At 51.3% G+C, this 17,574-nt stretch carries 21 protein-coding genes; 4 read left to right on the top strand and 17 right to left on the bottom strand.

The window, feature by feature from the left end; translation table 11 throughout:
- Positions 1-2 precede the first annotated feature (2 nt).
- From G9Q73_RS10105 to G9Q73_RS10085, 5 genes are read right to left on the bottom strand one after another with little or no spacing between them, the layout of a single operon-like run.
- Positions 3-542 carry a F0F1 ATP synthase subunit delta gene (locus G9Q73_RS10105; RefSeq protein WP_177419675.1) on the bottom strand — a complete coding sequence of 180 codons (540 nt, stop codon included), beginning with the start codon at positions 540-542 and terminating at the stop codon, positions 3-5.
- Between the two features lie 9 nt (positions 543-551).
- Positions 552-1,022 (bottom strand): F0F1 ATP synthase subunit B, encoded by a 471-nt coding sequence (locus G9Q73_RS10100; protein WP_177419674.1) that lies wholly within the window; start codon positions 1,020-1,022, stop codon positions 552-554.
- A 54-nt stretch (positions 1,023-1,076) separates the two neighbouring features.
- Positions 1,077-1,316 (bottom strand): F0F1 ATP synthase subunit C, encoded by a 240-nt coding sequence (gene atpE, locus G9Q73_RS10095; protein WP_177419673.1) that lies wholly within the window; start codon positions 1,314-1,316, stop codon positions 1,077-1,079.
- Positions 1,317-1,360: 44 nt separating this feature from the next.
- Positions 1,361-2,221, bottom strand: a complete 861-nt coding sequence (gene atpB, locus G9Q73_RS10090) for a F0F1 ATP synthase subunit A (protein WP_177419672.1) — start codon at positions 2,219-2,221, stop codon at positions 1,361-1,363.
- On the bottom strand, positions 2,221-2,616 hold the full coding sequence (locus G9Q73_RS10085; RefSeq protein WP_177419671.1) for an ATP synthase subunit I: 396 nt from the start codon (positions 2,614-2,616) through the stop codon (positions 2,221-2,223). The genes atpB and G9Q73_RS10085 overlap by 1 nt, the downstream gene beginning before the upstream one ends.
- Before the next feature lie 297 nt (positions 2,617-2,913).
- Between G9Q73_RS10085 and G9Q73_RS10080 the strand changes: the two genes are divergently transcribed.
- A complete protein-coding gene (locus G9Q73_RS10080; protein WP_177419670.1) occupies positions 2,914-3,564 on the top strand; it encodes a hypothetical protein in 651 nt (216 codons plus the stop codon).
- A 101-nt stretch (positions 3,565-3,665) separates the two neighbouring features.
- Here G9Q73_RS10080 and G9Q73_RS10075 read toward each other — a convergent pair whose 3' ends face one another.
- Positions 3,666-4,556: a ParB/RepB/Spo0J family partition protein gene (locus G9Q73_RS10075; protein WP_177419669.1), complete on the bottom strand. Its 891-nt coding sequence runs from the start codon at positions 4,554-4,556 to the stop codon at positions 3,666-3,668.
- 32 nt (positions 4,557-4,588) lie between these two features.
- Entirely contained in the window at positions 4,589-5,365 is a 777-nt protein-coding gene (locus G9Q73_RS10070; RefSeq protein ID WP_177419668.1) for a ParA family protein, read from the bottom strand.
- A gap of 207 nt (positions 5,366-5,572) precedes the next feature.
- On the opposite strand from G9Q73_RS10070, the gene G9Q73_RS10065 reads away from it, so the two are divergent.
- Positions 5,573-6,214 carry a PEP-CTERM sorting domain-containing protein gene (locus tag G9Q73_RS10065; protein ID WP_177419667.1) on the top strand — a complete coding sequence of 214 codons (642 nt, stop codon included), beginning with the start codon at positions 5,573-5,575 and terminating at the stop codon, positions 6,212-6,214.
- A gap of 213 nt (positions 6,215-6,427) precedes the next feature.
- Here the strand turns inward: G9Q73_RS10065 and rsmG are convergent, their stop codons facing one another.
- The 10 genes from rsmG to rpmH form a co-directional block, all read right to left on the bottom strand.
- A complete protein-coding gene (rsmG, locus tag G9Q73_RS10060) occupies positions 6,428-7,003 on the bottom strand; it encodes a 16S rRNA (guanine(527)-N(7))-methyltransferase RsmG (protein ID WP_177419666.1) in 576 nt (191 codons plus the stop codon).
- A 56-nt stretch (positions 7,004-7,059) separates the two neighbouring features.
- On the bottom strand, positions 7,060-8,937 hold the full coding sequence (gene mnmG, locus G9Q73_RS10055) for a tRNA uridine-5-carboxymethylaminomethyl(34) synthesis enzyme MnmG (RefSeq protein ID WP_177419665.1): 1,878 nt from the start codon (positions 8,935-8,937) through the stop codon (positions 7,060-7,062).
- Positions 8,938-8,955: 18 nt separating this feature from the next.
- Complete coding sequence (locus G9Q73_RS10050; RefSeq protein ID WP_177419664.1) at positions 8,956-9,348, bottom strand: OsmC family protein; 393 nt, start codon at positions 9,346-9,348, stop codon at positions 8,956-8,958.
- A 28-nt stretch (positions 9,349-9,376) separates the two neighbouring features.
- Positions 9,377-10,108, bottom strand: a complete 732-nt coding sequence (locus tag G9Q73_RS10045; protein WP_177419663.1) for a spermine/spermidine synthase domain-containing protein — start codon at positions 10,106-10,108, stop codon at positions 9,377-9,379.
- Positions 10,109-10,193: 85 nt separating this feature from the next.
- Entirely contained in the window at positions 10,194-10,808 is a 615-nt protein-coding gene (locus G9Q73_RS10040; RefSeq protein WP_177419662.1) for a class I SAM-dependent methyltransferase, read from the bottom strand.
- A 38-nt stretch (positions 10,809-10,846) separates the two neighbouring features.
- A complete protein-coding gene (mnmE, locus tag G9Q73_RS10035) occupies positions 10,847-12,193 on the bottom strand; it encodes a tRNA uridine-5-carboxymethylaminomethyl(34) synthesis GTPase MnmE (RefSeq protein WP_177419661.1) in 1,347 nt (448 codons plus the stop codon).
- Positions 12,194-12,212: 19 nt separating this feature from the next.
- Positions 12,213-13,868: a membrane protein insertase YidC gene (gene yidC / locus G9Q73_RS10030; RefSeq protein WP_177419660.1), complete on the bottom strand. Its 1,656-nt coding sequence runs from the start codon at positions 13,866-13,868 to the stop codon at positions 12,213-12,215.
- Complete coding sequence (gene yidD / locus G9Q73_RS10025; protein ID WP_177419659.1) at positions 13,861-14,097, bottom strand: membrane protein insertion efficiency factor YidD; 237 nt, start codon at positions 14,095-14,097, stop codon at positions 13,861-13,863. The genes yidC and yidD overlap by 8 nt, the downstream gene beginning before the upstream one ends.
- Positions 14,082-14,447, bottom strand: coding sequence for a ribonuclease P protein component (rnpA, locus tag G9Q73_RS10020; RefSeq protein ID WP_281397578.1), 366 nt, complete (start codon positions 14,445-14,447; stop codon positions 14,082-14,084). The genes yidD and rnpA overlap by 16 nt, the downstream gene beginning before the upstream one ends.
- 9 nt (positions 14,448-14,456) lie before the next feature.
- Positions 14,457-14,591, bottom strand: a complete 135-nt coding sequence (gene rpmH / locus G9Q73_RS10015) for a 50S ribosomal protein L34 (protein ID WP_177419658.1) — start codon at positions 14,589-14,591, stop codon at positions 14,457-14,459.
- A gap of 264 nt (positions 14,592-14,855) precedes the next feature.
- On the opposite strand from rpmH, the gene dnaA reads away from it, so the two are divergent.
- Both dnaA and dnaN read left to right on the top strand, forming a co-directional pair.
- On the top strand, positions 14,856-16,205 hold the full coding sequence (gene dnaA, locus G9Q73_RS10010) for a chromosomal replication initiator protein DnaA (RefSeq protein ID WP_177419657.1): 1,350 nt from the start codon (positions 14,856-14,858) through the stop codon (positions 16,203-16,205).
- 228 nt (positions 16,206-16,433) lie between these two features.
- A complete protein-coding gene (gene dnaN / locus G9Q73_RS10005) occupies positions 16,434-17,534 on the top strand; it encodes a DNA polymerase III subunit beta (protein WP_177419656.1) in 1,101 nt (366 codons plus the stop codon).
- The last annotated feature ends 40 nt before the right edge of the window (positions 17,535-17,574 follow it).

Genomic DNA, 17,574 nt, shown 5'->3' with positions numbered 1-17,574 from the left:
GCTTAGATTCCCAATTCGTTCGCCAGTTGCTGCAGTTGTCCCCGGACGGATCCGTCGATAACCATGTCGCCAGCGCGGATGTGGATGCCGCCGATCAGATCGGTATTCTTTTCGCTGGTGATGGTGACATCACGTCCGAGTTTGGCCTTCAGGGCCTCGGCAATATGTTTTTCCTGGACAGGGTTGAGTGCGAAGGCGGAAGTGACATGTACCTTAAGTACACGCTCGCGTTCAGCCTTCAGCAGTTCAAACACCTCGACGATCTCCGGCAGAACCACAAGACGTCCATTCTGCACCAGGAGCCTGACCAGGTTTGAACCCTCTTCGTTCAGACGTCCGCCACCGATCTCCAGCATCAATTCGGTCAGCTGTTGACGATCAAACAGCGGATCCTTGATGACACCGGCCATGGTCGAATCCTGAACAACCGCTGCCAACAGCCCCAACATCTCGGACCAGAGGTCGAGTTTGTCGGTCTCTTCGGCACGGGCAAAAACGGCTTCCGCGTAAGGGCGGGCAATAGTGGTAGATTCTCCTGCCATAGCGGTGCCTTAGATCTCTTTGGCCAGACCGTCGACGATATCTCTATGCGTCTCGGCGTTGATCTCTTTCTTCAGGATCTTCTCCGCACCGGCAATAGCCAGCTCGGCAACCTTTCCACGCAGATGTTCGCGCGCCCGGTTTGTCTCCTGTTCGATCTCCGCCTGCGCAGCGGTCAGGATTCGCTCCCCTTCGGTACGGGCGCTACCCTTCGCTTCGTCTACAATTTCAGCGCCTCGCTTCTGCGCCTGGGCAACGATCTCCGCCGCCTGGGCTTTCGCTTCGTGAAGCACGCCCTTAGCACGCTCTTTTGCGAGCTCCTGTTCATGCTGCCCACGTTCTGCTGCAGCAAGACCGTCGGCTATCTCTTTCTTACGCACTTCAAGCGCGCCCATGATCGGGGTCCAGACGAATTTCATCGTGAACCACACGAACACCATAAAAGAGAGTAGCTGACCGATCAGAGTCAGATTGATGTTCATCCCGGAATTACCTCGTATTTGACGAGATGATAGTCGGTTCGATTATCGGCCGGATCATCCGGCGACAGCGAACAGCACGTACATGGCCAGGCCCACAGCAATCATGGGTACCGCGTCGACAAGACCCATAACGATGAAGAACTGGGTACGCAGCATGGGGATCAGTTCAGGCTGACGTGCAGCGCCTTCCAGAAAGCGGCCACCCAGAACGCCGATGCCCACAGCGGCACCCAAGGCACCCAGGCCCATCATCAGCGCGCCGGCAATGTACAGCAGTGCTTGTGCTTCACTCATTTTGGTCTCCCGTAAAATGAATTAGTAGTAAAAGTGTTAAGAATTCAGTGCTCGTTATGAGCCATATCCAGGTAAACAATCGTCAGGGTCATAAATATGAACGCCTGCAGCGTGATAATCAGGATATGGAAAATCGCCCAGCCCAACTGAAGGGCGCCGCCAAACAGGCCGAGAACCAAGCCGGCATTGTACATGATGGCGATCAGGATAAAGATCATCTCACCCGCGTACATGTTGCCGAAGAGTCGCAGGGCGAGAGAGATCGGCTTGGCGATCAGACTGACAAATTCGAGGATAAAGTTAATCGGAATGAACAGCAGCTTCAAAGCCGGATTCGTGGAAGAGAAGGGCTGTAGTGTCAACTCACCGACAAAACCGCCAATACCTTTGATCTTAATGCTGTAGAAGAGAACCAGAGCGAACACGCCAATCGCCATGCCGAAAGTGGCGTTGGGATCAGTGGAAGGCACCACTTTCATAAAGTGGATGCCCAAAAGCTCCGATAACTTGGGAATGACATCCACAGGGACCAGATCCATCGAATTCTGCAGGAAAATCCAGATGAAGATCGTCAATGCAAGGGGCGCCACCAGGCTGTTTCTGCCGCTGAAGGAACCACGCACGCTATTGTCGATGAACTCAACGACCCATTCGGCAAAATTCACCAGGCCATCGGGAACACCGGTGGTTGCACCCTTGGCAGCACGGGTAAAAAAGTAGAGGAAGATGACACCGAGCAGGATGGACCAGAACATGGTGTCCACATGGATCGCCCAGAAACCCATTGCCTTGGCTTCTGCCGCATCGTGTGCCAAAGCCCAGGACCCATCCGGTGTCTTACCGAAGGTCAGGTTTGTCAGATGGTGTCTGATGTATTCGCTTGAGGTCAGGGTATCGCCGGCCATTATCTTCTTTTTAACCTGGACTTCATTTGATCAGTGTAGATTAGCACAAACGTGGGAGCCACGACCTGAACAAACAGGTAACTCCCCAGCATGGCGCCGATGCTCAATGGTTTTATCCAGAAAACCACCCCACCGAACAGTATTCCTGTTAGCAGGATTTTCTGCAACTCGGAGCCGTACATCTTCGCAAGCATCCTGCCTGGCTCCTGCGCCCGGTAGGTTACAAAAATTCTGGCTGCCATAAAACCATTTGTGGCTGTGGATATTAGACCACCCACGAGGCCGGACCAGACATATACCCACCCAAAAGCGCCGAGAATAACAGCCACGGCAATTGAGGATAGTGTCTGAGTCAGAACTATGAGGCGAATCTGGTCGTTTCCGGCAAGCTGCATCCGAGTTCCCGGCACCCCTTTAACCACTTTCACTTAGGTGGACAAGTATAAGTTTTTTTTAATATAGGGTCAAATGATAGGCGAATAAATTTGGAACGGCTATAAACCACAACTGTATCTGATATGGCGGGTATTTATGTTGCCACTGGACAGTCACTTCATCACTCATAAAAAAGCAAACGATCTGTGATTGATGTGCATCAATGAAGGTCGATAATATACTCGATTAAAAGTTGTTTTCTGGTACATATACAGGGGCACATCGATAGTGCAATGAAAAACATTAGGGAGAGAACTGTGAATTTTGCTGTTAAAAACCTGTCAATCCTGCTTCTGATTGTCGTTACCGGCTGCGCATCTCCCGTCACAAGGGATCAAATAACACCAGAATTTTATTCAATTGGTGATAAGAATATATCTCTAGCAGTGATCGACAAAAGACCCTATGTTTTGACTGGCGATAAAAGCGAAAAGTTTGAAGGACTTGTGCGCGGTGCTTTTGGAATACCCATGACCTTAGATAGACCAGAAAGGCCTAAAGAAGAACGTTTCGTAGACTTTCTGTCCAACATAATCAAGGAAGGTTTTAACGATTCCGGCATTGAGGTAAATATTATTAAAGTAGATAAGGGAACGTCTGTAAACGATGCCATCGATCAAATGGCCGACCCAAGGTTTAACAAAGCTATTATTGCGTCTGTATATGAATCGAAATGGGATGCTGGTGGTTTCAAGTTTAGATATCAATATGACTTTGATATTTATATTGCTGATATACATGGAAAAGTAATTGATCACGAGCGTTTTTCTGGCAGCCAAGCAAACAAACCAAGTGAGAGCCATAACCTTTGGGATATGCACACGATCATATATAGGGGCAACTTGGAAACCATGTTCAAGAGTCCGGCAATTAAAAATGCCTTATTAAACTCGGGCCCAAGACCTTGATGCAGGAGTTCAAATATACTGATATCGAAGCACAAGGTGCCAAGGCGAAGATGGACTACAAACAATACTACGACAACTTGTATCGATAGGGGTCCAATTCCTCACTTTATATGATCCAAAATCCCTTCCAGCTCGTCGAGGCTGTTGTAGGCGATGACCAGCTTGCCTTTGCCTTTTGCATTCTGCTGCAGGTTGACCCTGGCACCAAGACGCTCTGAGAGATCGCTCAGCAGTCTGCGGATATCTGGGTCATCTTCGGTCTTGCTGACCACCTTCGCAGGTGCATCCTGCTCCCCCTGGATACGCCGAACCAAACGTTCTGTTTCGCGTACCGAAAGCCCGTCTGCGACAACTTTTTCTGCGGCATTGCTCTGGGCACGGTCTTTCAGGCCAAGCAAGGCACGACCATGGCCCATTTCAAGGCGTCCGCTCTCGATCAGGATTTTGACATCCTCGTTCAACTCCAGCAGACGTAACAGGTTGGTGACCGTTGTACGGGATTTACCCACCGCCTTGGCCACGGCCTGGTGGGTCAGTTCAAATTCGAGCAGTAGCCGGCTGAGGGCGTTGGCCTCTTCCAACGGATTGAGGTCGTCCCGCTGGATATTTTCGATCAACCCCATGGCCATGGCGGCCTGTTCGGTGACCTCTTTGATGACCACCGGGATGGTATCGAGACCAGCCTGCTGTGCTGCCCGCCAACGCCGTTCACCGGCGATCAACTCATAGCGGTTGTTTTCGATCTCCCGCACCACTACCGGCTGGATGACACCCTGAGCGGCAATGGAGTCGGCCAGTTCCCGCAGACTGTCAGGGTTAAAGTCCCGTCTGGGTTGGTAGCGACCCCGCTGGATCAGATCAACCGGCAGATGCGTAAGATTGCCTCTCGACCCCTTTCTATCCGCGGTGTCATCCGCCGCTGCACTGTCACTGTTGATGCCGCCAAGCAGTGCATCCAATCCTCTCCCGAGGCCCCGTTTCTTCGCCGCCATCTCTCTGCGTACCGTCGCTGTATTAAATTGTATCAGGATGCCCGCTTGCGATTCCGACGCACCACTTCACTCGCCAGAGCCAGATAGGCCGTCGCACCACGGGAAGATCTATCATACAGTAAAACCGGTTTGCCATGACTCGGCGCTTCGGCGACCCGTACATTTCGCGGAATGATGGTGTTGAACACCTTATCCTTGAAATGGGTGATCAGCTGAGTGGATACATCAACCGCCAGGTTATTGCGGGGGTCGTGCATGGTACGCAGGATACCTTCGATTTCCAAACCACTATTGAGATGGGATTGAACCTGCCTCACCGTGCCCATCAGCGCGGTTAGCCCTTCCAGCGCATAGTATTCGGTCTGAATCGGTATCAATACTGCATCCGCTGCTACCAGTGCATTCAATGTCAGCATGTTCAAGGATGGTGGGCAGTCGATGATGATGAAATCATACTCGTCTTTTGTCGTCGCCAGCGCCAGGCTCAAACGCTTTTCCCGCAGGGTGGCGTTCATCAATCCCACCTCCGCTGCCGTCAGATCCGCATTGGCGGGCAGCACATCAAATCCGGCCTCAGGGGTTTTCATCACAGCCTCGTGCAACTGTACGTCCCCCAACAGCACATCGCAGCTGGAACGCTCAAGCCGGTACTTGTCCACCCCACACCCCATACTCGCATTGCCCTGTGGATCGAGGTCCACCATGAGAACACGCTTCTTCAGCGTTGCCAGGGAGGCGGCCAGGTTGACGGCAGTTGTGGTTTTGCCCACGCCGCCTTTCTGATTCGCGACGGTAATGATATGTCCCATGAATTTCAGACCGGGTTGAGACTGGAACCCGCTATGATAACGGGCAGGAGGCCGATGCGATACCTGCTCTGTTGATGAAGATCGGAATTTCACGGTTTTACGCCAGCAGCTGAAAAGGAAACAAGATCCTGAATAATTAAACTACGCCCTGAAATGACCGACAACCTCCTTAATACAGATCGAATTTGAGGCATCGGCGTGACTTCAATGGGTAAATGGGCGTTTATCTTGCTGCTATTGGCAACAGCCAGCGCCACACAAGCCAGCATTATCTCCTTTAACGACTGGGACACATTTTCCAGCAAGCTGGGTAGTGTCACCACCATAGATTTCGAGGAAAATGAGCGTGGGCGCTGGCGTTCCTACCGTGATCAGGCCCATTTCGCCGATGTTGTTTTCCAGGGCAGCGGTGATCTCTATACTGTGGATCCCGACTACTACCGCAGATTCTACGACTGGGACTCCGGTGATGTGCTCTCTGACCAACGCGCTGAAGGCCGCATCACCGCCTATCTGCCTCAGTCCATCTATGCCATCGGTGTGGACTTGATGACCTTCCGACCGTTCGCCTCGGACGTTCGGGTCATTTTGTCCTCCGGGGATATCTTCGATATAGCAACCGCAAAGCCTCACCATAGAACTTTTGCCGGGTTTATCTCGGATGAAGCCATCAGTTCCATCTCCTTCGAATCTCTTTCTGGCCGTTTTCTGAATATCGATAACTTCGCCTACTCCGCCCAAATACCTGAACCACGAACCTATCTGCTGTTCGGATCGGCAATTCTGGTACTCGTCTTTTTTCGGCGCCGATGGAAGCAGTTCGGTGGAGAAGATTACTCTGACAAGTAAGTCCCCCCGTTCGGACTATTTGAGGGCATCAAGTTGTAGGTCGGGTTAGATGCGCACCGTGCCTAGCTTGCCGCGCATCGTAACCCGACGCTGTTTTGTCGGATGACATCGCGCATAAAATGATGTGGAAAATTCCAGCTCTGTGCCATTGCGTGTCTAATCCGACCTACGTCTCCTTGCAGCAAGATGTGGGGGAATTAAACCGAAAAGCGATTATTCGACAATAATCAGGTGACGCTCAGCATCCGTGAACGGCACTTGTAACCGGATCACTTCCTTTTTCATCTCCGCCGGAAGCCCGGCAAGCTCATCTTCCGGCACCATGCCCTTCATCGCCAGTAACCTGCAACCGGGCGCGCGCAGGTGGCGGGTCAGTTCAACCATCCGGGGCAGGGCAGTGAAGGCCCTGGAGATCAAGGTGTCGAAGGGTTGATTCGGCTGGTAGGTTTCGACCCTGGCATGCACGGGAATAACATTCACAATTCCCAACTCAAGCACGACCTGACGAACAAAACGGATTTTTTTGTTGTTACTGTCGAGCAATACGAAATGGGCATCTGGCCGTAGCAGCGCCAAAGGGATACCGGGAAGGCCCGGACCCGTTCCCATATCTAAAATTTCTTCACCGTGAAGATATGGAAGCACCGAAAGGCTATCGAGCAAGTGTCGACCTATCATCTCCAACGGATCGCGCACAGCGGTGAGATTGTAAGCCTTGTTCCACTTTATAAGCAGGGCATGAAAGCGGAGTAAGTGCTTACATACATCTACCGGGATCGACAGTGACATTCTATCGAGGCCCAAATCAAGCCGTTCTCCCCATCGAGACTCCACTAAGATCCTCGTCACTTTTCCGCGACCTGTTTCAGATGGATCATTAACATCGATATGGCCGCAGGGGTGACCCCGGGGATGCGCCCCGCCTGACCCAGGGTTTCCGGCCGGTGACGTAGGAACTTCTCCCTTATCTCCGCAGAGAGTCCCCGGACTTCCGCAAAGTCAAAATCATCGGGCAGAGACATGGATTCATTCGCCCGTTGCCGTTCAATCTCATCCCGCTGCCGATCGATATAACCGGCATATTTGGCCTGAACTTCGATCTGCTCGGCCACCTGCCGATCCGACTCACCCGGCCCGATCCCGGGCAGACTCATCAATCCGGCATAGGTCACCTCGGGTCGCACCAGAAGTGCAAGAGCCCGCACCTCTCTTGTCAGAGGGGCACCCACCACCCGAGCAGCCTCATCCTCCGAAAGATCCCTCGGCCGTACCCAGGTATCCCTCAAGCGTTGCTGCTCCCGTGCTATCGTCTCGCGCTTGAGATCAAAAGCGGCCCAGCGTTTTTCACACACCAGACCGAGTTCGTGTCCTGTTTCGGTTAACCGCAGGTCGGCATTGTCTTCCCTCAGCAACAACCGGTACTCCGCCCGGCTGGTGAACATACGGTAGGGTTCAGCTGTACCTTGGGTAACCAGGTCATCAACCATTACGCCGAGATAGGCTTCATCCCGCCGGGGAGACCAGGCCTCCTGTTCCCGGCTGAATAACACTGCATTCAAACCTGCCAGCAGACCCTGGGCCGCCGCCTCTTCATAGCCTGTAGTGCCATTGATCTGTCCGGCAAAAAAGAGCCCGGCCATATGCTGGGTCTGCAACGAAAACTTGAGGCCACGGGGATCGAAAAAGTCATACTCGATGGCATAACCCGGACGGATGATGTGGGCCTGCGCAAATCCCTTCATAGAACGCACCAGTTCATACTGCACATCAAAGGGCAGGCTGGTGGATATGCCATTAGGATAGACCTCGTTGGTATCCAGGCCCTCTGGTTCGATGAAGATCTGATGGGAGTTCTTATCGGCAAAGCGGACAATCTTGTCTTCGATGGAGGGGCAGTACCTCGGTCCAACCCCCTCGATCACACCAGTGTACATTGGCGAACGGGACATGCCGCCACGGATGATGTCATGGGTCTGTTCGTTGGTATGGGTGATGTAACAACTGATCTGTCGCGGGTGTTCCTCCCGCTGACCCAGAAAGGAGAAAATCGGTGTCGGCTCATCCCCCGGCTGCTCCTGCAGCACAGAAAAATCTATGCTGCGCCCATCGATGCGTGGCGGGGTACCGGTTTTGAGGCGTTCCACTTTAAAAGGCAACTCCCTAAGACGGAGGGAGAGGGCATTGGCCGGGGGATCACCGGCGCGTCCCCCTTCATAGTTGGACAATCCGATATGGATGCGGCCCCCAAGGAAGGTACCCACCGTCAACACCACTGCGCGGGCACTGAACTTCAACCCCATCTGTGTCGTAACACCGGTGACGCTATCCCCCTCAACCAACAGGTCGTCCACTGCCTGTTGAAAGAGATCGAGATTGGGCTGATTCTCCAGGGCAAATCTCACCGCCGCCTTGTAACGAACCCGATCCGCCTGCGCACGGGTGGCTCGCACTGCGGGGCCTTTGCGGGAGTTGAGAATGCGGAACTGGATACCACCAAGGTCCGCTGCATGGGCCATGATGCCGCCCAGTGCGTCCACCTCTTTCACTAAATGGCCCTTACCGATACCTCCGATGGCCGGGTTACAGCTCATCTGTCCAAGGGTCTCGATGTTGTGGGTCAGCAGCAAGGTTCGTGCACCCATACGCGCAGCGGCCAGCGCAGCCTCGGTGCCTGCATGGCCGCCCCCCACTACAATCACATCATAGGTGTCGGTGTAAAACATTAAACTCCGGTGACTCTGTTATTTCAGTTCAATTGAAAACGCCGGTGAATCCATCATGTGTCTTTTCACCGCACAGAGTTCCATCGCCCGTAGAATACCCTTTTGATATTTTTCGGGAAAATCCGCCGGCAGTGTGAGTCTCAAGATTATATGGGAGAAGAGTTTCTTCTTCTCATCCCGTTCACAGTCCATGTGCAGCGCCAAACCTTCTGTTGAGAGTTCCCGTATTTCACAAAAATTCCAGGCGAATATACCTGCACATGTGGCAATGGAGGCAAGAAACAGATCGAAGGGTTCCGGCGCCGACGCACTACCCCCATATTTTTCTGACTGATCTGTGTGGATGACAAAATTCCCAACCTTGGCATCGATTCTCTTTCCTCCGGGAAAGCTGACCTCTATCGTATCCATTGTTATCTCCAATTCACCTGAACTAATCTTAAAATACACCACTGCCGACAGGATTTTCCTGACGCATCCTCTCCGCCAGCGGCAAAAATGCTATTCCCCAACGCTTCGCCATCTCTGATGCACGGGATTCGAGTTCTCCGGACAGTTGCTGTGGAACTGATCCATGGAAGGCAAACAATTCTATATTTTTGTACTCCGGAACTGAAAGGCAAACCACTCGTTTGTCATAACAGCGCCGCAGGTTCCACAAGGACTGGCCGAAACTTTCAGCATCCTGCATCAACAGATTCAGCACCAGAACACCGCAATCCGTCAAAGTTCTGCGGCAATCCTGCAGAAACTTCGGTGCTGTTATCCAGTCCGGCGTCTTCTGCTGATGCGCAATGTCGACTATGATCAAATCGTACTTTTCAGAGGGAACAGACACATATTGCCTGGCATCTTCAACGATCAATCTCCAACCATTTTCCTCGGCGGGAAAATCAAAATATCGCCTCGCTATCTCTGCCATCGGTGACAATATCTCCACTGCCTCACCCTGAACAGCGGGAAATCGGTAGTTGAAATAACGGGCCAAGGCCCCACCGCCAACACCAAGCAACAGTATCCGCTTTGGTATAGGCACAAACAGCATCGGTGCCAACATTGCGTGGTAAACTGGGGAGATCAGTTGATCGGGATGATCAATATCGATAATCGACTGCACTGCGCCATCGCCAAAATCCAGCCAGCGCAGGCGCTCTTGCTGCCACACGCTCACTAAACCTCTATTCAACAGCTGTTTGGCAACCATGACCGGTGGCGGCGTTTTCATTCAATGGAAAGTGCGGTGGCTCAAGCGGTATCTATACCTGTCTGCGAAAACGGTAGTAACCAAAATCCTGAAGCTTCTCTGCCGGGGTAATATGTCTCTCATTACGCTGTTCCATCAGCACAAATTCACTGCCCAGAACCTTCTGCAGTTTTTCGGCATCGTACTGCACGATATCCAGACCGCTGCACTTTGTCGGTCCGCCAATGGCAAACGCAGCGATGATCACAGTACCATCCCCATTCAAAGAACGTCGCATGACGCCCAGATATTTCTCGCGCATTTCTGCATCGGTGAGAAAGTGGAATACCGCCCGGTCATGCCAAATATCGTACTGTTTCGGTGACTCAAATTCGGTGATATCCGACTCTATCCAGTTTACCAAAGTTGCCCTGTCACCAAGACGCACTTTGGCATACTCCATGCCCGTGGATGAGATATCCAATACCGTGAGATTGTTCAGACCTTCCTGCAACAGTCTGTCCACCAGTACTGAAGCGCCGCCACCCACATCGATGATAGCCGGTTGATCCTCAAGCCCACTCCTTTCCATCATTTTAAAGGAGATGCTTGAGGCTTTTTGATACCAGCTGACTTCAAATGGTGACTTTTCTCTATAGACCTTTTCCCAATGCGCCTTGCTGCTCATACCGCTTCTCACAAAAACTTCTGCTGAAAAAACCCGTTTTACTTGCCGATACAAAAGGTGGAAAAGATGCGACCCAGCAGGTCGTCAGCAGTGAATTCCCCGGTTATCTCGTTGAGAGATTGCTGGGCGAGACGGAGGTCTTCCGCCAGCAGCTCGCCAGCGGCAGTCTCTTCCAGCATCCGCATTCCCTGATGAAGAAGGTTCATGGCGTTTGCCAGCGCATTCAAGTGACGACGACGGGCGATAAATTCACCTTCCACACTGCCAGTGTAGCCCATGGCCTGTTTCAGATGATCCTTTAGCAGGTCGATCCCCAGCGAGGATTTGGCGGCGATGGAAATCTCAGTCAATCCCTCATCGACCGTCAGGGCTGGGGGAGAACCGCTCAGGTCGATCTTGTTTCTGATCAGAGTCAGAGGAATATGGCCAGGCAGGCTCTCCCGATCCAGCGCGAGGTGATCGGGGTCATCCCTGCCATCGAAGACCCAGAGGATGCGATCTGCCTGATCGATCTCAATTCTCGCCCGCCGTATTCCTTCCTGTTCAACCGGATCGGCACTCTCACGCATGCCTGCTGTATCGATGATGTGGATCGGCATGCCATCGATCTGAATCTGCTCCCGCAACAGGTCTCTTGTCGTGCCTGGAATCTCTGTCACGATTGCGGAATCCCTTTCCGCCAGCGCATTGAGCAGACTCGACTTTCCCGCATTTGGACGACCGGCAATCACCAATGTCATGCCATCGCGCATCAGGCGTCCTGTATGGGCACTTTTCTGTACAGCTGTGAGTTCATCGATGATTGCCTGTAAGTTAGTACTCACTTTTCCATCAGAGAGGAAGTCTATCTCCTCCTCAGGAAAGTCGATGGCCGATTCAACATAGAGCCTCAGGTTGATAAGTCCCTCAACCAGCGTGTGGATTCGCTCGGAGAAAACACCCTGCAGGGTACGGCTGGCCAGACGGGCCGCAGAGGTGGTCTCTGCATCTATCAGATCCGCGATCGCCTCAGCCTGGGCGAGGTCGAGTTTTCCGTTGAGGAAGGCACGTTCACTGAACTCCCCTGGGCGGGCGGCACGAACGCCTATCCCCAGCACCCGCTGCAGCATGAGATCGAGAATAAGCGGTCCACCATGCCCCTGCAGTTCAAGGACATCCTCACCGGTGAAGGAGTGGGGGGCAGGGAAATAGAGACAGATGCCTTCGTCGATAATGGAGCCATCAACATCAGAAAATCGGCTGAATTGCGCGTACCTGGGGTTCGGCAGGTTACCTGCCACCGCTGTGGCCACATCGACACAACGCGGACCTGAAACCCGAATGATCCCGACCCCGCCACGGCCGGGCGGGGTGGCAACAGCAGCGATGGTATCTCGCGGCTGCACTTTGATTAGCCGATACTGACTATCCTGCCTGCTCTATCTTGCGGGTGATGTAGTACTGCTGAGCAATGGAGATCAGATTGTTCACAACCCAGTAGAGCACCAGACCCGACGGGAAGAAGGCGAAGAAAATGGTAAAGACGAAGGGCAGACTCATCATGATCTTGGCCTGCATTGGATCCGGTGGTGCCGGATTGAGCTTCTGCTGTACGAACATGGAGACGCCCATGATCAGCGGCAACACGAAGTAGGGATCCTTGGCGGTGAGGTTATCGAGCCACAGCATAAACGGCGCATGCCGCAACTCCACACTCTCCAGCAACACCCAGTAGAGGGCGATGAAAACAGGGATCTGCACCACAATCGGCAGACAGCCGCCCAGGGGATTGACCTTCTCCTTCTTGTACATCTCCATCATCGCCTGGTTCAGGCGCTGCTTATCATCACCGTAACGGTCCTTCATGGCCTGAAGTCTCGGTGTCAGCTTGCGCATATTCGCCATAGACTTGTAGCTGGTCTCAGAGAGCTTGAAGAAAAGCGCTTTGATGATGATAGTCAGAAGGATGATCGACCAGCCCCAGTTGCCTACCCAACTGTGGATCGTTTTCAACAGCCAGAAGATCGGCTGAGCAATCACGGTCAGCCATCCATAATCCACGGTCAGTTCCAAACCAGGGGCAACTGTCTCCAGCTGGTCCTGCAATTTTGGGCCGGCGTAGAGCTGTTTACTGAAACTGTGGCTGTCGCCCGGGGCAACCGTCGTGGATGGGGAGTAGCTGCCGATAAGATATTTTGGACCCGGCAGACTGTTAGTATAATAGTGTTCCAACTGCGTTTTTGGTGGAATCCATGCTCCCAGAAAATAGTGCTGGATCATGGCCAGCCAACCGTCGGTGGAATTGACATTGAGTTTTTTCTCAGCCATCTCCTCGAAATCGACCTTTTCGTATTTCGCTTCGGGATTGTAGTAGACGCCACCGGTGTAGGTGTAGGTATTCAGCATCGACTGATCCCCCGGAGCTGTACGCTGCAGTTGCGCATAGTCTCTCGCAGCCCAAGGCTTCGCTGACTGGTTATCCACCTCGTGGGTAACATCTATCAGATAGCTGCCGCGGTTGAAGATAAAGTGTTTGGTAACCTTGAGGCCATCACTGCCTGCCCAAGTCATGGCCACATCGATTGTGTCCTGCCCCTCTGACAAACGGAACTCACTCTGTTCGATCTGATATTCGGCCTCGTGTGTCGGTGCCTTCCCTTCTTCGCTTCCAATCATGCCGGACTGGGCGATGAACAGATTCGGCATCGTCGGAGAGAAGAGTTCGAATTTTTGCTCTGGTGTCTCTGGCGAGACCAGATAATCGAGTAGATGTACACGCTGTATGGTTCCACCCAGCGTAGAGATCTCGACTTTCAGCAGATCGGTTTCAACCTGGACCATCTTCCCACCCAAGGCGGTGATTCCCGCCGCCATGGGAACGGCCTGATCTCCGCTGCCTGTTGCCGCAGCAGTTACCGAAGCGGTCGGCACACCGGCAGATTCGGTTGCGGCAGGCACGACTTCAGCCGTCTGCTGCGGCGCTGCGACTTGGGGTGATCCATAATCGGTCATCCACTCCTGATAAAGCAGCAGGCAGATGAAGGCAAAGGCAAACAGGAGAATCAGTCTTATATTATCCATGGGACTTCTTTTCAGTAGGTTCTGGAACCGGATCGATTCCACCTTCGTGCCAAGGGTGACAGTGAGAGACACGACGCAGAGAGAGTATCAGGCCGCGAAAAAATCCATGTTTTTCGAGAGCTTCAACCGCATAGGCGGAGCAAGTTGGATAGAAACGGCAGTGATTTCCCAGGACAGGGCTTATAACAAGCTGGTACGCCCGGACAAGGAGGATCAGGATATGGCGCATCTTTCTGCCAGCCTCTTCCAGTGCTGCAATAATGAAGCCGTGTATCGACCGTTGTCCATAAGCAGCTTACCACGCCGATTCAATACCACGATATCCAGACCTGCCAACAATTTCTGATTTAACCTGAAACTTTCGCGTACCAAGCGTTTCAATCGGTTCCGATCCACTGCGCGGCGCGTATTTTTCTTGGAAATTGCCAACCCCAGTCTCGCAAACTCCAGGCCATTCTCTCTCGCAAGTACCAGAAAAAGATTATCTGTTGAGCGTTCTGCCCGACTAAAAACCCGACGATATTCGTCGGGCTTCAATAATCTTGATCTGCGGGGAAACCTCCCCTGAACTGCCTGCAAGGACAGAAATTACGATGTCAGACAGGCGCGGCCCTTGGCACGACGGGATTTGATCACCTTACGACCATTGCGCGTGGCCATCCGAGCGCGGAAACCGTGGGTACGTACGCGTTTGAGATTACTGGGCTGAAAAGTTCTTTTCATGATCTTTACCGATATTGCCTGGGCGTTCCCGTAAAATACGGACGAAAAAAAGAGGCGCATCATATAACGTAGGGTCTTATTTTGTCAACAAATATCAGGAACAAAAAACAGACGTCCTACAACCTTGAAACTGTGGATAAGTCTCTAATCGCAGAGTAGACTTGGTGACCAGAACAGTGAGAATTCCATCTCCATTTCAAACAACATAATTTTATCGGATCATCAGCAGATGGTCACGATGGCTGTCATTCGGAGACAAACAAGTTGGATCTTTGGCAACGTTGTAGCAAGCACCTCGAACAGGAGCTTTCACCTCAGCAGTTCAATACCTGGATTCGTCCTCTTCAGGTTATTGAGGAAAACAACCGCCTCCGTCTATTGGCACCCAACCGCTTTGTACAAGACTGGGTGCGCAACCACTATCTCGAATCGATCAAAACCTATCTTGGCACCCTCTCTCTGGCTAAAACACCGGTCATCTCCATCGATATCGGATCAAAGAAAAAATCTGCTGCCGTCAAACAGAGAAATGCCCATCAGGCCAACAGGACAGGTGTTCAAACCATTATTCCATCAAAGGGAAGTCCGTACATTGAGAGCCATCTCAATCCTAACTTCACCTTCGAAACCTTCGTTGAGGGAAAATCCAACCAGATTGCCCGTGCCGCTTCGATGCAGATTGGCGAGAATCCCGGCAGAGCCTACAATCCTCTATTCATATACGGCGGGGTAGGACTCGGAAAAACCCACCTGATGCATGCGGTGGGTAACACTATTTTGCTGCACAATCCCAATGCCCGGGTCATATACCTCCATTCTGAACGCTTCGTTTCAGAAATGGTCAAGGCATTGCAGCACAATACAATCGATCAGTTCAAACGAAAATACCGTTCAGTCAATGCACTGCTGATTGATGATATTCAGTTTTTCGCTGGCAAGGAGCGGTCGCAGGAAGAGTTCTTCCATACGTTCAATGCACTCTTCGAATCTCAACAACAGATTATCTTATCCAGTGACCGATTTCCCAAAGAGGTTGGCGGACTGGAAGAGCGTCTCAAATCAAGATTTGGCTGGGGTCTGACAGTCGCTATCGAACCCCCCGATCTGGAGACCCGAGTCGCTATTCTGCAGAGCAAGGCACTGCAACTGAATGCAGAACTTCCCAGCGAGGTTGCCTTTTTCATGGGCAAACGTATTCGTTCCAATATTCGCGAGCTGGAAGGTGCTTTGCGGCGTGTTATCGCCAACTCAACCTTCACCGGAACAAGTATCAATCTCGACTTTGCCAAAAATGCTTTGCGGGACATGATCGCTGCACAGGACAAACAGGTCACGATCGACAACATCCAAAAAACCGTTGCAGAGTATTTTCACATACGTACTTCAGATCTACTCTCAGCAAAGCGGAGTCGTTCCATCGCCAGACCCAGACAGATCGCGATGACGCTGGCAAAAGAGTTGACAAATCATAGCCTGCCCGAGATCGGAACCGCTTTCGGGGGTAGAGACCATACCACCGTCATTCATGCCAACAAAAAGATCAAGGAATTGCGGGATAGTGATGTACGAATATCTGAGGACTATTCAAACCTGTTGAGGACTCTAAGCAGTTAATGTGGATAAGATGTTGATAAAAACGCTCAAAATAAAAATGGGCATTTATCCACAAGAGATAAACAGGAAACCACAAACTTACAGTGAGTGTCATCAACAGGCAAAAATGTCATAAAAACTATTAAAAACAGTGTGTTATATGACTTATCCTCATAAATACGAATGCCTAATAATAACTATAAGTAGATATATAAAATAAACTAACTATAACTACCTTGGGTAGAGAATATGAAAATAGTTACCAAACGAGAAGCGCTATTGGATCCACTACAACGGATTGGTGGGGTTGTCGAAAGAAGACAGACGCTACCCATTCTGTCCAATATCCTTATCAACGCTAGACCCAATGAGATCCAGATAACAGCGACAGACCTGGAGGTTGAACTGAGGACTCAGGCAGTGGCCGAGTGTAGTGGAGAAGGTGACTTCACTGTACCTGCAAGAAAAATGCTGGATATATGTAAAGCTCTGCCCGAAGGAGCTGGCATTACTCTTGAGGTTGATGGTGACAAGGCAAAACTTCGTTCAGGGCGAAGCCGTTTCACCCTCGGCATACTGTCTGCGCAGGATTATCCAGTAATCGAGCCAACGGCCAGCAGCTCAGTGTTTACGCTTAAAGAGGCTGAGCTCAAACAGCTAATAGAGATGACTCAATTTGCAATGGCTCAACAGGATGTTCGATATTATCTAAACGGGATGTTGCTGGAAATACGAGATGGTGATGTTAGAACTGTTGCCACTGATGGACATCGTCTTGCACTGAGTGAGTGTAAAAACTCTGTAGACACTGATTTAGATGTTCAGATCATATTACCTCGTAAAGCTGTTTTGGAATTGGGTAGATTGCTCAAAGATAGTGAAGATGAAATTAAGATTGAGCTAAGCGCCAACTATGTTCGAGTACTTATGGATGGCGCTGTTTTTACATCAAAACTTATTGATGGTCGTTTTCCCGACTATCAGCGTGTTATGCCAAGTGGCACAAACAAGGAACTTCGTGCTGACAAGGCTCTTCTAAAACAGTCTCTGACCAGAGCATCCATCCTCTCAAATGAAAAGTACCGCGGAATTCGGTTTTCAGCCAGCAACAACACGCTTCAGCTTCAAGCGCATAATCCAGAGCAGGAGGAGGCTGAGGAAGAACTGGAAGTCGATTACAGTGGTGATGAAATAAAGATAGGTTTCAATGTGGGTTATTTTATAGATGTACTCTCTGCAATCAAAGAGGACGAAATAATCATTGAACTCAAGGACTCAAACAGCAGTGCTTTGATCTACGGGAAGGACAACAGTAGAAATAGATATGTCGTCATGCCCATGAGAATATAAACAGAAATTAGAAAAGAGATAAAAACCGGCATTGATAAAC

The sequence above is a fragment of the endosymbiont of Lamellibrachia barhami genome, from assembly GCF_011947365.2.
Classification (GTDB): Bacteria; Pseudomonadota; Gammaproteobacteria; order Chromatiales; family Chromatiaceae; genus QGON01.
Note: the sequence above shows the minus strand (reverse complement) of the source record. Positions and strands in the feature narration are given on the sequence as shown.